Raw genomic sequence first — 18,870 nt, forward strand, 5'->3', positions numbered from 1 at the left:
CGAATTTGAAATCATTCATTCAACATTCTATAGTTTGGTTTTATGCAAGAAAGTGGAAGCACATATAATCTTATATGATTATACACTACTTTGCCAGTAGATTTTAATTCTTGTATTAATGTTTAATTTAGATCAATATTTATCAATTAATAACTTGTGCGCCTCTGTTGGATCGAAATGAATCAAAGAGAACTGTCTGCTTAAATTACTGGTGTTATCCTGTAGATAAATCGTTAAAGCTTCAATCATGAAATTTTTAAAAAAATGTAAACTCCTACAGTCCATTTGATTGTGTGATTTTCAATCAATTTTTTTTCATAAATTAAAATAAATTAAAATAAAAATAATTATATTTAAAAAATCAATTTAGGTTGTTCAATGAAAATATTTAGTTTTTGCTTTAAGAAGTCTCTAGATTAGAAGAACGCAACAATTAAATTTTCCTTTGCCAAAAGCTCTAAAAACATAAGATACAGCGGTTCCTTTTTTCATTTAATAGAAAATGGTTTTACCCATTTTTTCCCAGTCTGTGAAATTTTTTTGCAGGCTGATTTTTCTTTTGGTAAAAAGGCAAAAATCAAAGAATTTTTGAATAATTACTTCCCTCATTTTTAACAAATTCCAAATAAAAAAAAGACCAATGAATGCAAAAAAAGTGCATCCATTGGTCTTTAATTTACTTTATTTGTTTCAAGCTTGGCTCTAGGTCGTAAGCTAATTTATTTCTCCAACAATCCAGAGAAAATAGTAACTCCATTCTTATTGATGGCATCAAATTTTATCTGATTCGAATCTATTGAAAAGAGCATAAACCCTGCTTCGGAAGCTGTGAATTTCGTATATGGCAGCTTTGCACTTGGTGTCACTTCAGATCCTGATCCTGAAATAACCTGGTGGATCCCATCTTCTACCAAGTATTGCAAACTATGGTCATGACCGCTCAAAAACAAATCTACATTTAGCTCTTTAATATATTCTTTCAGTGATTTTCTGATGGCTACAGTATCATAATTTTCTACTCTACCTCCCGAATACATCGGATGATGACCAACCACAATGATCCATTTCGCATCTTTTCCAGAAGTATTCACTTGTTCTTTCATCCATTTTTTCTGTTCCAAAGAGTCGGTTTTGGCTACATTGGGACCATAGGTCGGATTAGCATAAAACTGCGGGATCAAGCTATTGGTATCTATAAATAGCAGAAGCGCATGTTCTTGGGAATTCCGAATGGGAACTTTCTTTGAATAATACCTTGCCGGCATATTCCACCTTCTGGAAATAGATGAGTAAGCAACCTGGGCATCAGGGTCACCCAAATAATCATGGTTTCCCAAAATCGCATACCAATCCAACTGGAAATGGTAGTTTTTGTACACATCTTCCAAAGTATGTTTCCAAAGGGGGTCGTGAATGCTCCTCACACCATTTGGGTAGAAGTTATCACCTGTGGATATCAAGAATGATGGTTTGTGCTTTTTGATTTGGTTCAAAAGTTGGTCTGCCACATCTAGTTGATGGTCATCACCATTTCTTCCCCAATCGCCGATTGCTATGAACTTCACTGCTTTTGATTCAGGACTGATTTCCTGGCACAAAGCATTGGTAGTAAATAGCGTTAATATTGAAAAGACTGAAAATATCCAGCTATGAGCTTTCATTCCTTTAATATCAATAACCATCGTTTTGTACCAATTTAGGGTTGGAAGCCAATTCATTTTGAGGAATAGGGAACACCCTTCTATAGACTTCGTTGTTTGTCTTTACTGGCAATCCAGTAGCAGCATCTCTTCCCCAAGTTGACTCCCATTTTCCAAATCGAATCAAATCATTTCTTCTCCAAGTTTCATAAGCCATTTCTCTACTTCTTTCTTCAAATAGTGTTTCCATATCTATGGATGTAAATGGCTCGGTATTTCTGATAGTTCTTACCTGATTGACCAAGCTTAATGCATTTTCACCACTTGGGTCTGTGCCACCTCTGAGGATTGCTTCTGCTTTGAGCAAAACAAAATCAGCATATCTGAAGAGGACAAAATCGTTTCTGGAATCCCTGCTGGAAGTCCATGTTGCATCTGGGGTATATTTGACGTTACGTGCTCCCTGGGCGATTTGCTGAGGACTTCTACCTCTATCGAAAGTTTCAATATTGACAAAAGCGATTTCTGGATCAAGATTAACATGGTAAGTACCATCCATCACCGGGCTACCGTCGAGATAATATTGTAATCCAGACAACCAAGTGTCTTGCCTCGTGTCATTTTCCTCCTCATAAAGGTAATAGAAGTCAGCCCATGTGCTTAGGCAATTTCCCACACTGATAGAAGTAGGAAGTCCATAATTCACCCGCAAAAGAGGGTGTAGTGGGAACCTTCCCAATCTCATTCCATTTGCTCCGAAATTTTGGTCAAAAGGAACAGCAAAGATGATTTCTTTGATATGTGGGCCGTTGTCCACATCGAAGATTTTCATGAAGTTTTGTTCAAGATCAAAGGCTGAAGGAGCTCCATTTGCTTGCGCATTCAATATTTGGTTGATCGCTACAATCGCCTCGTTATACATTGGTGTGCCTGTATATACTTCGGCGTTCATATAGAGCTTCGCCAATAGCGCTTGAGCCATCCAATATGTTGGTTTTCCATAAGTGCTCTGTGTATTGTCTTTGCTAAGATTTGGTATTGCTTCCAAGATTTCGTTTTCAATATACCTGAAAACATCAGCTCTTGGGCTTTGACTTGGCAACTCCACTACGCCATATTCTGGAGCGATGGGAATATCCCCAAAGTTATCCATGGCAAAGAAGTAGAATAGTGCTCTCATTGTTTTGATCTCTGCAATGGTTTTGTCTTTGAAAGGGCTTTCTGGAGCATTTGACAAAGCTTCCAAAATCTCTCCGCATAGACTTACACCTCTAAAACTCCACCACCAGATACTGCCTAAGAATGGATGTGTTTCATCCCAAGTATGAAGATTAAGTTCCAAATATCTACCGCCATCATAGTAGTCAGCTCCCCGAGCTGTGAGCACAGCTTCATCGGTTGTAAGTTCTTGTGTGTAGAAATAGTCAAGTGCGATTGTGTTTCTCAGTTGGACGTAAACTGGTCCAGTCACTGAAGCAAACTCCAATTCTGTTCTTGGAAATACATCTGAAGTATAGCTTGAAGCAATAGGTACATCAAGGTCAGTACAACTGAAAGCCAACAGAAGTAAAGGAAGTATGTATTGAATTTTAATTGATTTTTTCATCTCTTTATTATTTTCAGAGTTTATTTTTGCTTGACCTAACCATCATGATTTTCTCAATTCGGTTTTTCTGGTCAAGCTTGATTTCAATATTTTTCGTTTTAAAAGTCAAGAGTAAGTCCTAGAAGAAATCCCCTTGTTCTTGGATAGAAATTGTTGTTGTCAAATCCAGGAGTAAGTCCTCCTAAATTGACTTCAGGATCGATTCCGGTGTACTTTGTTATTACAAACAGGTTTGTACCTGTCACATACACATTCAGATTCTTGATCTGATTTCCTCGGATTGGGAAGTTGTACGCCAAAGTTGCATTGTCCATTCTGAGGAATGAACCTGATTCCAAATATCTGTCAGAATAGAAGTTGTTATTTGTATCTGACATTGGTTCATCTTGAGCAGAAAGGGGGATGTTTCTCAAATACGCTTGGCTCGTAGCGCTGAGGACAGCTCTAGTTGAGTTTAGGATTTGGTTACCATACACACCTCGCATAAATACATTTAGAGACCAGTTTCCATAATTGAAAGTATTGCCGATTCCATAAGTGAATTTAGGCTGTGCATTTCCCATTAATCTGGCATCAGCCGGAGACCTTGGTGCGGCTGTAGTGCTGCCATCAGCTGTGTAGTAGGTGGACACACCATTTTCATTTCTTCCTGCAAATTCAAAAACATTGAATTGTCCAATAGGATAGCCTTCTTTGATGATTTGGGTGAATACCCCTGTAACTCCTGCTCCAGAACCTGCTGCTGTGGCGATAGAGTCAAGCTGATACTCAAAGTTTGATAGCTTCTCTACCCTGTTTTTGTTGTGTGCAATATTTGCATTGATGTTCCATGAAAACTTCCCTCTTTCCACAGCTGTGGCTTGAATGGCAAATTCTACCCCTTTGTTGGAGATTTCACCAACATTTGCTGTCATTGTAGAGTGAACAAATAGTGTTGTAGAGACAGGATAGAAGAAAATCAAATCTGAGGTATTTTTTTGATACACATCTATGCTACCTGCAATCTTGTCTTTGAACATGCCAAAGTCAAGTCCCAGATTGAGCATGGAGGTTTTTTCCCACTTCAAATCTGTATTGATGTTCGCTAGCGAACCCAAAGCCTGCTCGTAATTTCCATTGTTGTAATATGTACCTACTGTTCCATATCTGAATACTGACAAAAGCGGATCAAAGCCAAGTGAGTTTCCAGTCACTCCATATCCAGCTCTTAGTTTTAGATTTTGGACAAGTGATTGGTTTTTAAAGAATTCTTCTTCATGAATCAACCAGCCAACGGATGCTGCAGGAAAATTTCCCCAACGATTGTTGACACTAAAAGCTGATGATCCATCTCTACGAAATGATGCTTGGAATAAATATTTGTCTAAAAATGAATAGTTTACCCTAGAATAGAAAGAGATGATTCTCAATGGGATTTGCATAAAATTGCCATAGTCAACTCGGAGTGTATTTGTTCCCAAAGCCAAGTTGTCTGCTCCAGTTACATTTGAAACAAAGCCATTGTTTGTCGCTTGGAAGCCATCGTTATTCTCGTCATTTTGCCAAGAATATCCACCCAAGATTTTGAGTTCATGATTCATATTGCTTATTGGCGTGTAGTCGAAGAATGTTTCCAAAACCTTCCTGTTGTTTTGTACACTGAATCTTCTAGCCAAACCACCAACTTGTGAACCTGTATAGGAGGTCTGAAGATATCCAATTGGTAGGATGGAAGCACTGTTTTGGTACAGTTTGCCTTCTGTTTTTTCCAGTTGGTATGAACCTGTAATGTTGACATTCAGATTTTTGGTAACGTCAAACCTTGCACCCAGGTAACCCATCAGAGTATTCAATTGTCTTTCTTCCTGATTTTGCTCTATGATCGCCAGCGGATTGAAATAGTTCGAAGTATGGTCGATTGTATTTTCCTTGAATGTACCATCTTCATTTCTTATAGTAACTGTAGGGAGGTAAGAGACCATTTGTCTGTATAGCTGATCATTTACAAGTTCTTGTTTCTCCAGTGAATTGGTTACTTGAAAATTCAATTTCAGCCTGTCATTGATACCTTTTTGCTCCAAAGAAAACTGTGCGATTACTCTTTCCCTTGATGTACCCAAGATGATACCTTCATTTTTGAAGTAGTTTAAGCTGGCATTGAAGGAAGCTCTTTCGGTTCCACCGCCATAGCTCAAAGTGTGGTTCTGACTCACTCCTTGGCGCATCACCACATCTTGCCAATTGGTATTTACAAATGTTGTGTCCCCATTTTCCAAGGTGTAATTGTTGTCATTTGGGAAAAGTTGCTGACCATTTTTGCTCAAATAGGATCTCAATTCGTCTCCCGTCATCATGCGGAGTTGGTTCGCTGCATTTTCAATACCTGCGTATGCATTGTAAGAGAATCCGTAATTAGGTTGTGCCCTTTTTGTGGTAACGATAATAACACCATTTGCAGCCCTACTACCATAGATCGCTGTTGCCGATGCATCTTTTAATACCTCAATGGAAACAATGTTATCTGGAGCGACAAGGTTGATAGAAGCCCCAGGTACTCTATCAATCACATAAAATGGTTGTTGAGCTGCACCTTCTCTCAAAGTAGAAGCACCTCTAAGTACGACCGAAGCGTTTGAATTTGGATTTCCATCTCTGGAAATTACCAAGCCCGGCACTTTTCCTTGTAGCAACTGGTCTGGATTTCCCAATACACCTCTATTGAATTCCTTCGGTGAAACACTGCTAATCGAACTGGTCAACTTTTCCCAACTTACTTCACCGTAGCCAACTACCACTGCTTCACTTAGAAGGTTGTCTTTTGGCTGTAAAGCAATCGTCCAGTTGGATCGAGACGCTACATCAACTTCTACTTTTTCATATCCCAGCATTGAAAAAATAAGGATATCATTGTCTGCCAATTCGGTAAAAGTAAAGTTTCCATCAAGATCTGTAACTTGTCCACGGTTTTTGCCTTTTACCAAAATATTCACTCCAAACAAAGGTTCATCAGTAAGGGCATCTTTTACAGTACCAGTGATGTTTTTTATGATGCGCGGGTTTGAATTAACAGCTTTTGTTTGCTGCTCAGCGGCTTTGATCAAGTAGATGTCATTTCTTTTTTCAAGTACCAAACCATGTTCTCTAATCAGGTTTCTTAGAATTTCTTCTGAATTCTTACCTTCTAGTTTAGAAGCCGAACTCACTTTTCCCTTTAGTAAACTTGTGTCATAAATCAGGTTAAGGTTGTTTTTTCTTTGAATAGTTTTCAAAAGATCGACAAGTGGAACTTCTGAGTTTGTGTTTTGTGCAATTTCCATCGGGATCCCTTGACCATGCAAAGGAATAGCTTGGCAACATAGACAGAATGCCATGCATCGGATAATCAAAGAGGTGAAAAGGATGTTTTTCCTCTTTTTAAAATTTTTCATTAGTTTAGCGTTTAATTAGTGTGTAATAAGATGATTTGGAATAGTTTACTATTCAGCAATTCTTTCCCTATACCCGTTGGCCCGGGTGTAGGGTTATTTGATTAAGTAGCTTCCTTTTCCAGTTTTGACAATAGATGATTGGTGGTTTTTTAATAATTCATTCAAGACGTTGATAATATCTTCATAGGCAAGTGAACTGTTTAGTGTGGCAGAAATTTTTATGTCCTTGTCCAATTCGCAAGTGATCGAAATTGGATAGTAGTTTGATAATATTTGTGAAATCTGCTTTGGGCTTTCATCCTCAAAAACCAATTGTTTGAATTGTAAATCATCGAAAGAAGAGGATTTTGAAGTCAAGAATGATTTGGTTGAATTGTCATAAGTCAATTGGTCAGCTTTTTCAAGAACTGCCAGTTCGCCTTCTTCATTGGACACAGACACAAGACCAGTAGCAACCGTAATTTTGGATTCGGTGATGTTTTTGAAGGACATGATATCGAATGAAGTTCCAAGAACCTTTATATCCAGTGAGTTAGCTTGGACTGTGAATGGCGAATTTGGATTTTTTCTGACATCAAAAAATGCATTTCCCTCCAAGTCAACCAATCTTTCTTTTCCGAAATCTGATGAATAGCGAATTTTGGAATTTGGCTTTAGGAGTACTTTGCTGCTATCTGGCAAATAGATTTCCTTAAACTCCCCAAAGGCAGTCGAAGACTCCATCCATTTTTCTTCATTACCAAACTGTAACCAAAGCACAGTGATAACAAATAGCGGGATAAGTCCAGCCGCGACTTTCCAAATCCAATTTATTTTGTTTTTTTCCTGTTTGGAAGTAGGATCTTTTTCAATCTTACTCAGAAATTGCTGCTTCGCTTTCAATTTCACAAAATCAAGATTTGGCAAATTGGAATTGTTCTCTTCGGCAATGTTGTCCAACCATCGCTCTACGAGTTTATTTTCTGCTTCCGAAGTCTTACCTTCTAGGTATTGACTGATGAGTTTTTTGAGATTTGGGTTTTCCAATGTTCTTACGTTTGTAAGGAAGTACCATTTGGAATGAAAAATAACTATGCGAAAAAACGAATTAACAATTAATTAGTATTGCAGCTAAATTGGTATCAGGAAGTTAATATTTTGATAACACTCGGGTTGATTTTTTTGCTTGCAGAAGCAATTTGGTTGCGGACGGTTTGTTCTGATACGGTAAAAAGTTTTGAGATTTCTTTGACAGAGTAGCCTTTTATTTCATGAAGGATATACACTTCTTTTTCCTTTTTGGGTAGCTGATCAAGTGTGTCGATGATTGATTGAAGCAATTCATCATGCAGAAGTTCTTTGATCGGGCTTTCTTCTTTTTCTGCAAGGTGATAGAGACTTTGAATGTGTTTTTTCTTGATTCCTTTGTCGCGGAAGATCTTCAGTATTTTCTTTTTGACGCAAGAATATAGAAACACATCAATACTGCTTGTAATGTTGAAATCTTTGTGTTTGTCCCAGATTTCCAAAAACAGTTCCTGTACAATATCCTCTGAGGCTTGATGATCCTCCAAAATTCTAAAGCTATAATTGACAAGCCCTTCCCAATAAGTGTCAAAAAGCACTTCAAAAGCCTTTCGATTCCCCTCTTGGATTTGCTTTATAAAATTAGCAGTTGTCTTCATCACAAATTTAGAATACTCCAAATTTAGATATTTATTGACCGTTAGCATCCAGCAGATCGTAAAGTCACGATTATTTCATATTGGATTAATATAGATTTAATTTTGATAGCCCGTAAATTCCCACCCATGGTTTGTGTCCATACAAGCCATCACCAAAAACAATGGCCTTTATCCCATCGAACATTCCAACATTATCATTCTTAACATTTTGCTAATCGTCAAATCCCAAAATTTTATTAGATTGGGTTTACCTTCGATATTTATCATTCACATTTTACAAATATTTCACCAATGAGAAGACGGGATTTCTTTAAAAATGGACTTCTAACCACAGTAGGTTTCAGTGTATTGGGTTCAAGGCCAATCATTGCAAAACCGAATCACTATGCCGCTGATAAAGCTAAAAATATCATTTTCTTGGTTTCGGACGGTATGAGTTCCGGGACTTTAAACATGGCAGATTTATTGATGCGTCACAAATTAGGCAAAGCATCAAACTGGATTTCTCTATACGAATCAGGTACTGTAGGGAGATCCTTGATGGATACAGCATCTGCAAATTCTTTTGTGACAGATTCCGCAGCGGCAGGTTCTGCATGGGGTGGAGGAAACAGGGTAAATAATGGTTCACTGAACATAGGTCCAAACGGTGAGGAACATAGACCTATTCTACAAAAATTCAAAGAAGAAGGAAAGGCAGTCGGCTGTGTGACTTCAGTACAGATTACACATGCTACTCCAGCTTCTTTTTGCGTAAATCAAAACAGCAGAAACTCCATGCCGCAAATAGCAGTGGATTATCTCAAGCTGAAATTTGATGTGATGATGGGAGGGGGACGTGAGTTTTTTGATCCCTCTAAGCGCTCGGATGGGAGGGATTTGTATTCAGAATTTGAAGAAAATGGTTTTGAAGTCGTCAAGGATAAATCCGAAATGCTAAAAGCAACAGGCACAAAACCTGTGTTGGCAGTTTTTTCAGAAGATGGCTTACCTTATGCGATCGACAGGGAAAATAATGAAGAACTGAAAAAGTCCATCCCAAGCTTGGCCGAAATGACCAAAAAGGGGATTGAATTATTGAATAAAAACCAGAATGGTTTTGTGATGCAAGTAGAAGGAGGTAAAGTGGATTGGGCAGCTCATGGCAATGATGCATCAGCCTTACTTTATGATCAGGCTGATTTTGACGAAGCAGTAGGAGTAGCGATGGATTTTGCTATGAAGGACAAAAATACCCTTGTCATCATTACCACAGATCATGGCAATGCAAACCCAGGCTTGTTCAACCCAGGCCCAAAGAATGTGAGGTTCGAAAGCATTTTTGATTCAAAGTGCTCAAATGAATATTTGTTGGGTCAAATCAAAAAAGAAACTTCCGCTTCCCAAGTAATTGAAATGGTCAATCATTACCAAAATGTAACTTTGGAAAAAGACGAAGCGAGTCTTTTATTGAAGAATTTTACAGTTGGGGAAAATGGTCTTTACAATACCAACAAGCTGCCAATGGAGGTTTTTGGACAAATTCTATCAAAGCATAATGCAATCAGCTGGGCACATTCCAATCACTCGGCTGATTTTGTGGAGTTAGCAGCATATGGTCCAGGAAGTGAAAGTTTGTCAGGTTTTGTGAAAAATTACGAACTACACAATTTCTTGCTAGAAGTATCAGGAGTGAAAAGAAGTTTGTTTGCGAGTGTTTAGAATGATATGGATATGAAAAAAAGGTGAAAGAAATCATTTCTTTCACCTTTTTTTCATATATCTATTTTTTCTAAGCGAAATCAGTCTCTTTCTTTTTGACGGAAATCAGGGAATCCGCTCGTAGTCCATTTGATGGCTCTGGCTCTTGTGGCACGATTTGGATCTGATAATTCATGGCCTTGGATTTCTTTATAATCCCTCGCGTGATAGATCATGATCACTGTTTCATTGTCTTCGGCTACAGTAAAGGAATTATGACCTGGACCATATCTTTCAAGATCTTCATTTGTGAAAAATACAGGACCTGGCGATTTTACCCAATTGGAGAGATCCATCAAGTCCTTGCTTTCATCTATCCATAGCAATCCAAGGCAATAATTTTCATTGGTAGCACTTGCAGAATATGTCACGAAAATCCTTCCGTCTCTTTTGACTACTGCTGGGCCTTCATTGACATTGTACTTTACTCTTTCCCAGTCGTATTCCGGCTCTGTCAATACGATTTCAGGGCCAGTTAAGGTAAGTGGATCTTTCATTTCTGACATGACCAAAGCAGTACCATGATCTCCACCACGTACATTTTGTGCCCAGATCATATACATTTTGTCATTGTGCTCAAAAACTGTGGCATCCAAAGAAAACGAATCGATGTCGGTTTTGATTTGTCCTTCTTCCACCCAAGTTCCTTCCATAGGATCTTCGGAGCTATTGGACAATACCCACATTCTGATATTCCAAATATCTTCAGCTTCACCTGCGGCAAAATAGATATACCATTTTCCATCTATTTTATGTAACTCCGGTGCCCAAATATGGTGTCCCATCACGCCTTTTTCGTGTTTGTGCCAGACAGCTTTTTCATTGGCATCTTTCAATCCATTGATGCTGTTGGCTTGTCTGATTACAATCTTATCATATTCTGGTACTGTAGCAATCAGAAAATAGGTCCCATCATCATTTTTATAAACCCATGGATCTGCACGTTGTTCTGCGATGGGATTGTCGAACGCCATTTGCTGAGAAAATGAGGGTGTGTTCAATGCAATTGCCAAGAGCAAAGTCAAGCAATAATTTTGTAGGTATTTCATTTGGTTACAATGGTTTTTAGTGGTCAGATAGAATCTTCGCATGTCGGTTCTTAATGGCTAGTTGTAAAGCTTACTTCTGTAATTCTTACTTCGCGCATTTGTCACTCAAGCAGGCTAGATTTCTTCTGGTTATTTTCACAATTCTAATAAAAAGGGTTTAACAAATTCACTCGTCATAAAATTAGTGTAATTTTGACATTTAAAAAATTGTGATCAAAAAATATTTGGTTTTTAACCTTTCTTAAGACAAATTCAGAGTTATCAATCGACCTTTTATGTTGCTATCCACCGTTGACTATTTTAATTTTTCTGATAATCCTTCGGTAACTCGCCAAACTGCTTTTGGAAGCATTTTGAAAAGTAGCTGGGTGAGTTGAATCCGATCATGGAGCAAACTTCTGAGATACTGTACTTTCCTGTTCCCAATAATTCTGCAGCATGTTTCAGCCTTACAAGTCGGATATATTCATTTGGGGTTAATTTTGAGATTCCTTTGATTTTTCTCAGCAAGCTTGATTGACTCATATTTACCTTTTCGGCCAATTCATTGACTCCAAATTGTTCGTTGGAGATGTTTTCATTGATAAATAGGTTCACTGAGTCAAGGAACTCCTCGTCTGCTTTGGTATGTGCGATACTGATAGCCAATACTCCAGGAGAGTTTGCAAAGCTTTTTCTGACTTGATCTCGATACTTCAGGAGGTTTTTGATTTGAAGGATCAAATATTCCAGTGAAAATGGTTTTTCTAGATACACATCAGCGCCAACTTCCAAGCCTTCGATTTTTGAATTCATATTGCTTTTCGCAGTGAGTAGAATTATCGGTAGGTGGGAATATGCCAGGTTGGACTTCAGTTGCTTACATAGTTCTATTCCATCCATCAGTGGCATCATAATATCAGAAATGATCAGGTCCACCATCAAGGAATCCAAAACTTGCAAGGCTTCTATACCATTTGAAGCTTTGTAGATCTGATATTCATTCCTGAGGTTGGTATCTATAAATGATTGCAGTTCCTTATTATCCTCTACCAAAAGGATACTTGGTTTGGCTGTATCGTTTATAGTATCTGCCACTGAATCATCTTCCAAAAGCACTTCCTCGTACACCTTTGCATCATCAGATTCTTCCAATTGATAGCTGTATGCTTGCTTTATCGGAAGTTTTAATGTGAAGCAATTGACCCCGGTTTTGAAGGATGGATTGAAAAACAACTCGCCACCATGCATTTCGGATAGTGATTTGGCAAGTGGAAGGCCAAGTCCAGTTCCTTGTCTGGGTTTTTGGGTTTCGTCAGGGTCTATTTGATAGAATGGTTCAAAGATTTTCTCTTGATAAGCTTCATCTATCAGTTTTCCATCGTTGCAAACATGTACCTGAAAGTAATCAGATGCATGGGTATCCAATTGAATGCTCACTTGTAAATCCCCATATTTGAGCGCATTGGAAATCAGATTGCTCAGGATTTTTGTGGTTTCTTCTTGATCCACATCGGCAAAGAAACTTTTCTCCACACCTGTCAGGGTGAAATTGAGCTGGTTTTTTTCAGCCAAAGGTTTGAATCTGTAGTGAAGATCTTCCAAAATCCCCGAGATATCGGTTCGTACAAAATTCAGTTGGAAACTTTGCTTTTCAGCTTTTCGAAAATCCAAAAGCTGATTGCTCAAAAGAATCAGTCTATTGGCATTTTTCTCCATGATTCGTAAGTTTTCCTTTGTATTATCTGAAAAACCTTCATTTGAGTTCACAAGAATTTCCAAAGGCCCTTTGATCAAGGTCAGTGGTGTTCTGATTTCGTGTGTGATGTTTGTGAAAAACTCAATTTTTGCATGGAAAATCTCCTTCTCTTTTTCGGACTCCAGTTTTCGGATATTGTCTCTATGCCTTTTGGAAACTTTGTTTCTATATGCAGAAATGAGTAAATAAGCCAAGCCTAAGAATAGTAGGAAATACACAAACAGCGCTACGTTGGAGAAGTAAAATGGTGGAGAAACATTGATCATCAAGGTTGTTTCTTCAGCGCTGAAAACTCCCTGGTCGTTGACTGTTCTTACTCTGAAAGTATATGATCCGGGAGGGATATTTAGGTAAGATACCTCATTGTTTTTCCTTAAATAATTCCACTCTTTTTCCAATCCGTCAAGTTTGTACACATACTTCCACGAATCAGTAAACGTATATCCTAGCGCGGCAAAGGAAATGGTGATAGAAGATTGGAAATGCTTTAGGTCAATGGATGTGGTCTCAGAAATACTGGTTTGGAGTATTTTATCTGGAGAATTTACTTGCACTTCTTCGTTGAACAGCTTCAAACCAGTCAATACAATTTTCGATTCTTTATTTGTTTTGGTAAATGTCTTTGGGTCAAAGGCTATAAACCCATTCAAAGAACCAAAGTATAAAGTTCCATTTTTGGATTTTAGGCCTGATTTGTAATTGAATTGGTCAGAAAGCAAGCCATCCGATTTGGTGTAGGATTCTATTTTTTTGTTTTCTGGAGAAAATCTAGCAAGTCCCATTCCAGTACTCGTCCAAAGATAACCCAAGTCATCCTCAAGGATTTTGTAAACAGTGTTGCTAGGAAGTCCATTTGAAGTGGTGAATGTTTCAAAGTTGTCTTCTTTTTCATTGTAGAGGCTTAGCCCATATCCTTCTGTTCCGAGCCACAATCTCTTTTTACTGTCCTCAAATAAGCTAATGACAGATATTCCTGGTAAGGAGCCATTGATTTTATTTTCAGGCATATAATGCTTGATTTTACCTGTTTTGGAATTGTATTGAAAGAGACCATTATTCACTGTTGCAAACCAAATGTTCTTTTTGCTGTCTTCCAGGATGTCATAGTAAAAACTGATACTGAGTGGCTCGAAAAACTCCATGGTGCTTTGACCTGCACGGATGATATACACACCTGAGATGGTTCCAAACCATTTGTTGCCTTTAGAATCTTTAAGAATCGAAAATATATCAGAATCAAATAATGGATTTTGAAGATTTGATTGATCCAAACGTTTAAACTCCTCGTCTTGGAGGTTGAGAATATCTAGTTTGAGACCTTGGCTATGGCTGGAAATCCAAAGTTCTTCCTTGTCAAGCATCAAGCCATGTATGTTGTGATAGCTAATGGAATTTTTGTCTTTTTTGGGTAGGTAATTTGTAAAAGTATTTTCCTCAGGCCTGAACTTTGTCAATCCAGCATCTTCTGTTCCTATCCAAATATTGCCTTTGCCATCTTCGACAAACTCCCTGACCCTTTTTCCTTCAATAGAGTTTTGGTTGATAATCGGGTAGTACTTCTCAAAAGTCGTTGGGGAATTTGGTAGGTAATTGATTCCTCCAAAATAGGTTCCCAGCCAAATGCCACCTTCATTGTCTTTATAAATGGAGTAAACAGCATTGTCAGAAAGAGAATAGGGGTCATTTGGATTCTGCACGAGGTGTTTGTATTTTTTCTCCGTTGCATTATATACATACACTCCCAATTCTGTACAGACCCATACTTCTTGGCCATCATATTTGGCGATGTTTCTTACAAAGAGGGAGTTGTTTTCCTGATCTTCTGCCAGCACATCTTTAAGTTTGCCAGTCTCTTTGTCCAATGATTTCAGCCCTCCATTTTTCGTTCCAATTAGCAATTCATTCCCATGATCAAATATGTCCAAAATCAAGTCTTTCTTCAATGTATGGTCAGGACTGTCAAATTGGGTAAATGATTCATTGGCTGGCACAAATCGCTGAACACTGCCTCCCAAAATTCCAACCCAGACGACACCTTTTTCATCAATGCTCAAAGATGAAACTGATCCTGAGCCCAAAGAGCCGGATTTATCGGCAATATGATAGTAGTGCGTAAGCTTCTCTGTTTTAGGATCAAAGCGATACAGTCCCGCAGAACTTGATGCTACCCAGATATTTCCTGATTTATCCTCTTTAATTTTCAGGATTTGACCCCAGATAGGTTCTTTATTTTGATCTGTAACCAAAAGATCCGTGAAAGTTTCCGTGCTGGGATCATAAATTGAAATCCCATCATTTGTTCCCAGCCAAAGTTTTTTCTCGACGGATTCATAGATGAAAAGCACATTGTTGTTTCTCAGACTTTGTGGTTTGTCAGGTTCGTTTTTGAATATTTTAAATTGGTGCCCGTCATATCGGTTGAGACCATCCTTTGTGCCAAACCACATAAAGCCTTTTGAGTCTTGAAAAATTGTAAATACAGTATTATGGCTTAGTCCATCCTCTACATTGATATGCTTAAAATACGTTTTTTGAGCAAAAGAAATATTAGGCAAAAGGTAAATGAAAAGAATAATCAAGCAAAGGGTAATGCCATTTTTTCTTTTAAGAATAAGAGGAAATGATTTTTCTAGGTTCACGATTTTGGGCTAACAGTTGAATCTTAGAACAAGCTTACTTTAAATAAAGTAATTAATCAATCAAGTTTTGAAACTAAGCCGTCAAAAGCTTTATAAAGGAGGATTTCTATCATATGTTGGCGGATTTGTGCTATTCATTGAACACGATTGGAACTAGCTTCAACCATTCTTAGCGGCGAAATATGCTGCAAGAATATTCAGGATTTCTGAAAAGAAAAATTTAATAAAATACATTAACCCCAAAATGATCGATGAAAAAAAAGCTACAGAAATCAGCTTTATGGCTACTATTATTGCTAAGCTGTAACTATCTGCCTGTTATTGCGCAAAGTAGTCACCTTGTGCAAGGGACGATAATAGACAAGACAACAGGAGAGCCTTTTCCTGGTGTTACCATTATAGAAAAAGGCACTTCCAAAGGTACTGTGACAGATATGGATGGTAAATTCCAGCTAGATGTCAGCAGTAGCCAAAGTACGCTTGTAATATCCTTCATTGGATTTTTGCAACAAGAGATTCCTTTGGTTGGAAGATCTACTATAGAAGTGGAATTGGATGAAGATATCAGTGACCTCAACGAAGTAGTTGTCATTGGTTATCAAACGGTAAAAAAGAAGGACTTGACTGGTGCAACAGCCGTGGTAGGTACGGATAAAACCAGCAGAGTAACTGCAGCATCTCTTGGCGAATCCCTGCAAGGCTTAGCTCCTGGTGTTTCTATCAGAAATGGAGGTGCTCCAGGTCAAGGAGCACAGGTTGAAATCAGGGGAGTTGCCAGTTTTATCAATTCAAATCCTCTATACGTAATCGATGGGATGATTGCTGATGCCAATCCAACCATGAATACGAATGATATTGAATCAATCCAGATTTTGAAAGATGCATCAGCTGCAGCGATCTATGGATCAAGAGCAGCAAATGGTGTAATTATCATCACCACAAAGCAAGGTGCTGAAGGTACTCCAAAAGTAAGTGTTTCTGCAAAATTCGGTATTCAGCAATTGCCTCCTGGGTATAATATGATGAACAACGTGCAGTTTGCCGAAATGCAACGCACCCAATTCAACAACTCAGGCCTAACACCTCCCGCAAGTGTGGGTGTGAATTTTGACCCAGCTATAAATACCAATTGGTATGATGAAGGTACAAGACTTGGAAATGCCCAAGATTACAATGTCACTTTGTCTGGAGGATCTAAGAATAGTAATTATTTGATTTCAGGATCCTACTTTGAGAACAAAGGTGTTTTGATCGGGAATGATTTCAAAAGGGCGGCCTTGAGAATCAATACCAAAAATACTAAGGGACGAGTGACTTTTGGAGAAAATTTGGTTTTCACCAACTCCATCACCAACTCACCTGGCACAGGAAATCCTTTTTATGACATGCCACTACACCTTCCAGTCATTCCTGTTCAAGATTCACGATTTATCACTGGTGCAAATCCAGACGGTTGGGGAAAAGGAACAACTGACGCAGTTACCTACGCTTGGAATCCCGTGGCTGTGAATGCTATCAATAGCTACCGCAGCAATTTTGCGAAGGTTGTCGGAAATGCATTTTTGGATGTTGATATTTTGGATGGATTGGTTTACAGGTTCAATGCAGGTGCTGAATTGAGCTTCGATCACAATAAAAGAATGAGGAGGGCAGGAGAGTGGCATTTTAACCAACCAGCTGCTCCGACCAATATTATTGAAGATAGATCTTTATTTTCCAGCTTCTTGTTGGAGCATACATTGAACTACACAAAGACTTTTGGCAAGCACAATTTGTCAGCTGTGGTAGGTCATTCTCAGCAACATACCAAAAGAGATGTGCTTTCGGCAGGAAGGACAGATTTGCAGTCCTTTGATGGAAGATACTTGAATACTGTAAGTTCTGCCACAGGTGATCCGATCGCAGATGGATTTATCCCCGTCAATTACACTATTTCAGGGTTTTTGGGAAGGGCAAATTATACCTACGATGAAAGGTATCTACTTACAGTAACAGGAAGATACGATTCTGATTCAAGATTCGGAGCTGACAATCGTTCGAGATTTTTTCCTTCTGTAGCAGGTGGATGGAGAATCTCCGAAGAAGCATTTTTCAATTCTTCTCTGGTATCGGATTTGAAATTCAGGGCGTCTTATGGAGAGTTGGGAATCGTAACAGTGGGCTCTTGGGATTACATAGGATTCCTGAACTCAAACCCAAGGGCGATTTTTGGTCCTGATGAGCAAGCTTATGTGGGAGCAACCCAAGCTAGACTAGCCAATCCAAATTTGGGATGGGAAAGAAGGAGTAGTCATAACATTGGTTTTGATGCAGGATTTTTTGATGACAAACTGACCATTTCTGCTGAGTATTACAATTCCCTTTCTGAGGATGTATTGGTAAACTTACCAATCGCTTGGTACTTAGGGAATCTAGGTGGTGAACCAGCAGTCAATGCAGCATCCATCAGAAACAGAGGGATCGAATTGGCAGCAACTTACAGAAGTATCAAAAATGCCTTCAAATGGGATGTGTCAGCAAATATGACCACCATCCGCAACAGGGTGATGGATGTAGGGAATCTTGGTGAAGGTATTGACTATATACAGACTGGAATTACAAGATCACAGATCGGAAGACCTTTGGGTGAATGGTATGTATTGAAAACTGACGGCTTGTTCCAAAGTCAGGAAGAAATCAATAACTATAGGAATACTAATGGACAGATCATCCAACCGTTTGCAAGGCCTGGTGATGTGAAATTCTTGGATATAAATGATGATGGTGAAATCAACCAAGAAGACAGAACTTTCGTTGGTTCGCCTTGGCCTACACTCCAAACAGGAGCGCAATTCAATGCTTCTTACAAGAATTTTTCCTTCAACATGCAGTGGATCGGTGTATTTGGTCACACATTGATGAATGGTGTCAGAAGGGATATTGACAGCTATCAAAATACAAACTTCAGGGCAGATATCAGTCCTTGGTCACCAGACAACACCAATACAACAGATCCTAGAATTGGTGTGTCAGTTGGAGATCCTGGTTTGATCGACAATGCAAGATTGGAAAGTGACAGGTGGTTGGAAGATGGCTCTTACATCAGATTGAGAAATTTGGAAGTAGCCTACAATTTTAATTCGTCACTTCTACAAAGATGGAATGTAAGCAATTCAATAGTATTTGTGAGTGGACAGAATCTACTGACTTTTACCAAATACTCAGGTTTAGATCCTGATGTCACAGGTAACGGAATCCTTCAAAGAGGTTTCGACAATGGAAATTGGCCTGCCAGCAGAATCTACTCCGTTGGTTTACAGTTTGAATTTTAATATTCCTAAAGCATTTAATTTATGAAATCGAGCATGACAAAAAAGTCAAACAATGGGATGATTCTCAATCATGCGA

The 18,870-nt window shown here is 38.5% G+C and carries 9 protein-coding genes; 2 read left to right on the top strand and 7 right to left on the bottom strand.

Going from position 1 to position 18,870, the window contains the following annotated elements; all coding sequences use genetic code 11:
* Positions 1 to 719: 719 nt before the first annotated feature.
* The 5 genes from MM213_RS16300 to MM213_RS16320 all read right to left on the bottom strand — a co-directional run bounded on the left by MM213_RS16300 (position 720) and on the right by MM213_RS16320 (position 8,317).
* Positions 720 to 1,682, bottom strand: coding sequence for a purple acid phosphatase family protein (locus MM213_RS16300; RefSeq protein ID WP_241413955.1), 963 nt, complete (start codon positions 1,680 to 1,682; stop codon positions 720 to 722).
* Complete coding sequence (locus tag MM213_RS16305; protein WP_241413957.1) at positions 1,672 to 3,246, bottom strand: RagB/SusD family nutrient uptake outer membrane protein; 1,575 nt, start codon at positions 3,244 to 3,246, stop codon at positions 1,672 to 1,674. The genes MM213_RS16300 and MM213_RS16305 overlap by 11 nt, the downstream gene beginning before the upstream one ends.
* 98 nt (positions 3,247 to 3,344) lie before the next feature.
* Entirely contained in the window at positions 3,345 to 6,653 is a 3,309-nt protein-coding gene (locus MM213_RS16310; protein ID WP_241413959.1) for a SusC/RagA family TonB-linked outer membrane protein, read from the bottom strand.
* Positions 6,654 to 6,746: 93 nt separating this feature from the next.
* Entirely contained in the window at positions 6,747 to 7,679 is a 933-nt protein-coding gene (locus MM213_RS16315) for a FecR family protein (RefSeq protein ID WP_241413961.1), read from the bottom strand.
* A 95-nt stretch (positions 7,680 to 7,774) separates the two neighbouring features.
* On the bottom strand, positions 7,775 to 8,317 hold the full coding sequence (locus tag MM213_RS16320) for an RNA polymerase sigma factor (protein ID WP_241413963.1): 543 nt from the start codon (positions 8,315 to 8,317) through the stop codon (positions 7,775 to 7,777).
* Positions 8,318 to 8,608: 291 nt separating this feature from the next.
* On the opposite strand from MM213_RS16320, the gene MM213_RS16325 reads away from it, so the two are divergent.
* Entirely contained in the window at positions 8,609 to 10,018 is a 1,410-nt protein-coding gene (locus tag MM213_RS16325) for an alkaline phosphatase (RefSeq protein WP_241413965.1), read from the top strand.
* 80 nt (positions 10,019 to 10,098) lie between these two features.
* On the opposite strand, the gene MM213_RS16330 is transcribed toward MM213_RS16325, so the two are convergent.
* Together MM213_RS16330 and MM213_RS16335 are read right to left on the bottom strand one after the other, a co-directional pair.
* A complete protein-coding gene (locus MM213_RS16330; protein WP_241413967.1) occupies positions 10,099 to 11,106 on the bottom strand; it encodes a glycoside hydrolase family 43 protein in 1,008 nt (335 codons plus the stop codon).
* 300 nt (positions 11,107 to 11,406) lie between these two features.
* Complete coding sequence (locus MM213_RS16335; protein ID WP_241413969.1) at positions 11,407 to 15,483, bottom strand: hybrid sensor histidine kinase/response regulator transcription factor; 4,077 nt, start codon at positions 15,481 to 15,483, stop codon at positions 11,407 to 11,409.
* A gap of 251 nt (positions 15,484 to 15,734) precedes the next feature.
* Here MM213_RS16335 and MM213_RS16340 point away from each other — a divergent pair, with 251 nt between their 5' ends.
* Positions 15,735 to 18,794 carry a SusC/RagA family TonB-linked outer membrane protein gene (locus MM213_RS16340; RefSeq protein WP_241413971.1) on the top strand — a complete coding sequence of 1,020 codons (3,060 nt, stop codon included), beginning with the start codon at positions 15,735 to 15,737 and terminating at the stop codon, positions 18,792 to 18,794.
* Positions 18,795 to 18,870 lie beyond the last annotated feature (76 nt).

The organism is Belliella alkalica, from assembly GCF_022549785.1.
Taxonomy (GTDB): domain Bacteria; phylum Bacteroidota; class Bacteroidia; order Cytophagales; family Cyclobacteriaceae; genus Belliella; species Belliella alkalica.

Coding starts and splice junctions, on each gene's coding strand:
- MM213_RS16300 (WP_241413955.1), bottom strand. CDS start 1,682: ATGGTTATTGATATTAAAGGAATGAAAGCTCATAGCTGGATATTTTCA.
- MM213_RS16305 (WP_241413957.1), bottom strand. CDS start 3,246: ATGAAAAAATCAATTAAAATTCAATACATACTTCCTTTACTTCTGTTG.
- MM213_RS16310 (WP_241413959.1), bottom strand. CDS start 6,653: ATGAAAAATTTTAAAAAGAGGAAAAACATCCTTTTCACCTCTTTGATT.
- MM213_RS16320 (WP_241413963.1), bottom strand. CDS start 8,317: ATGAAGACAACTGCTAATTTTATAAAGCAAATCCAAGAGGGGAATCGA.
- MM213_RS16325 (WP_241413965.1), top strand. CDS start 8,609: ATGAGAAGACGGGATTTCTTTAAAAATGGACTTCTAACCACAGTAGGT.
- MM213_RS16330 (WP_241413967.1), bottom strand. CDS start 11,106: ATGAAATACCTACAAAATTATTGCTTGACTTTGCTCTTGGCAATTGCA.
- MM213_RS16340 (WP_241413971.1), top strand. CDS start 15,735: ATGAAAAAAAAGCTACAGAAATCAGCTTTATGGCTACTATTATTGCTA.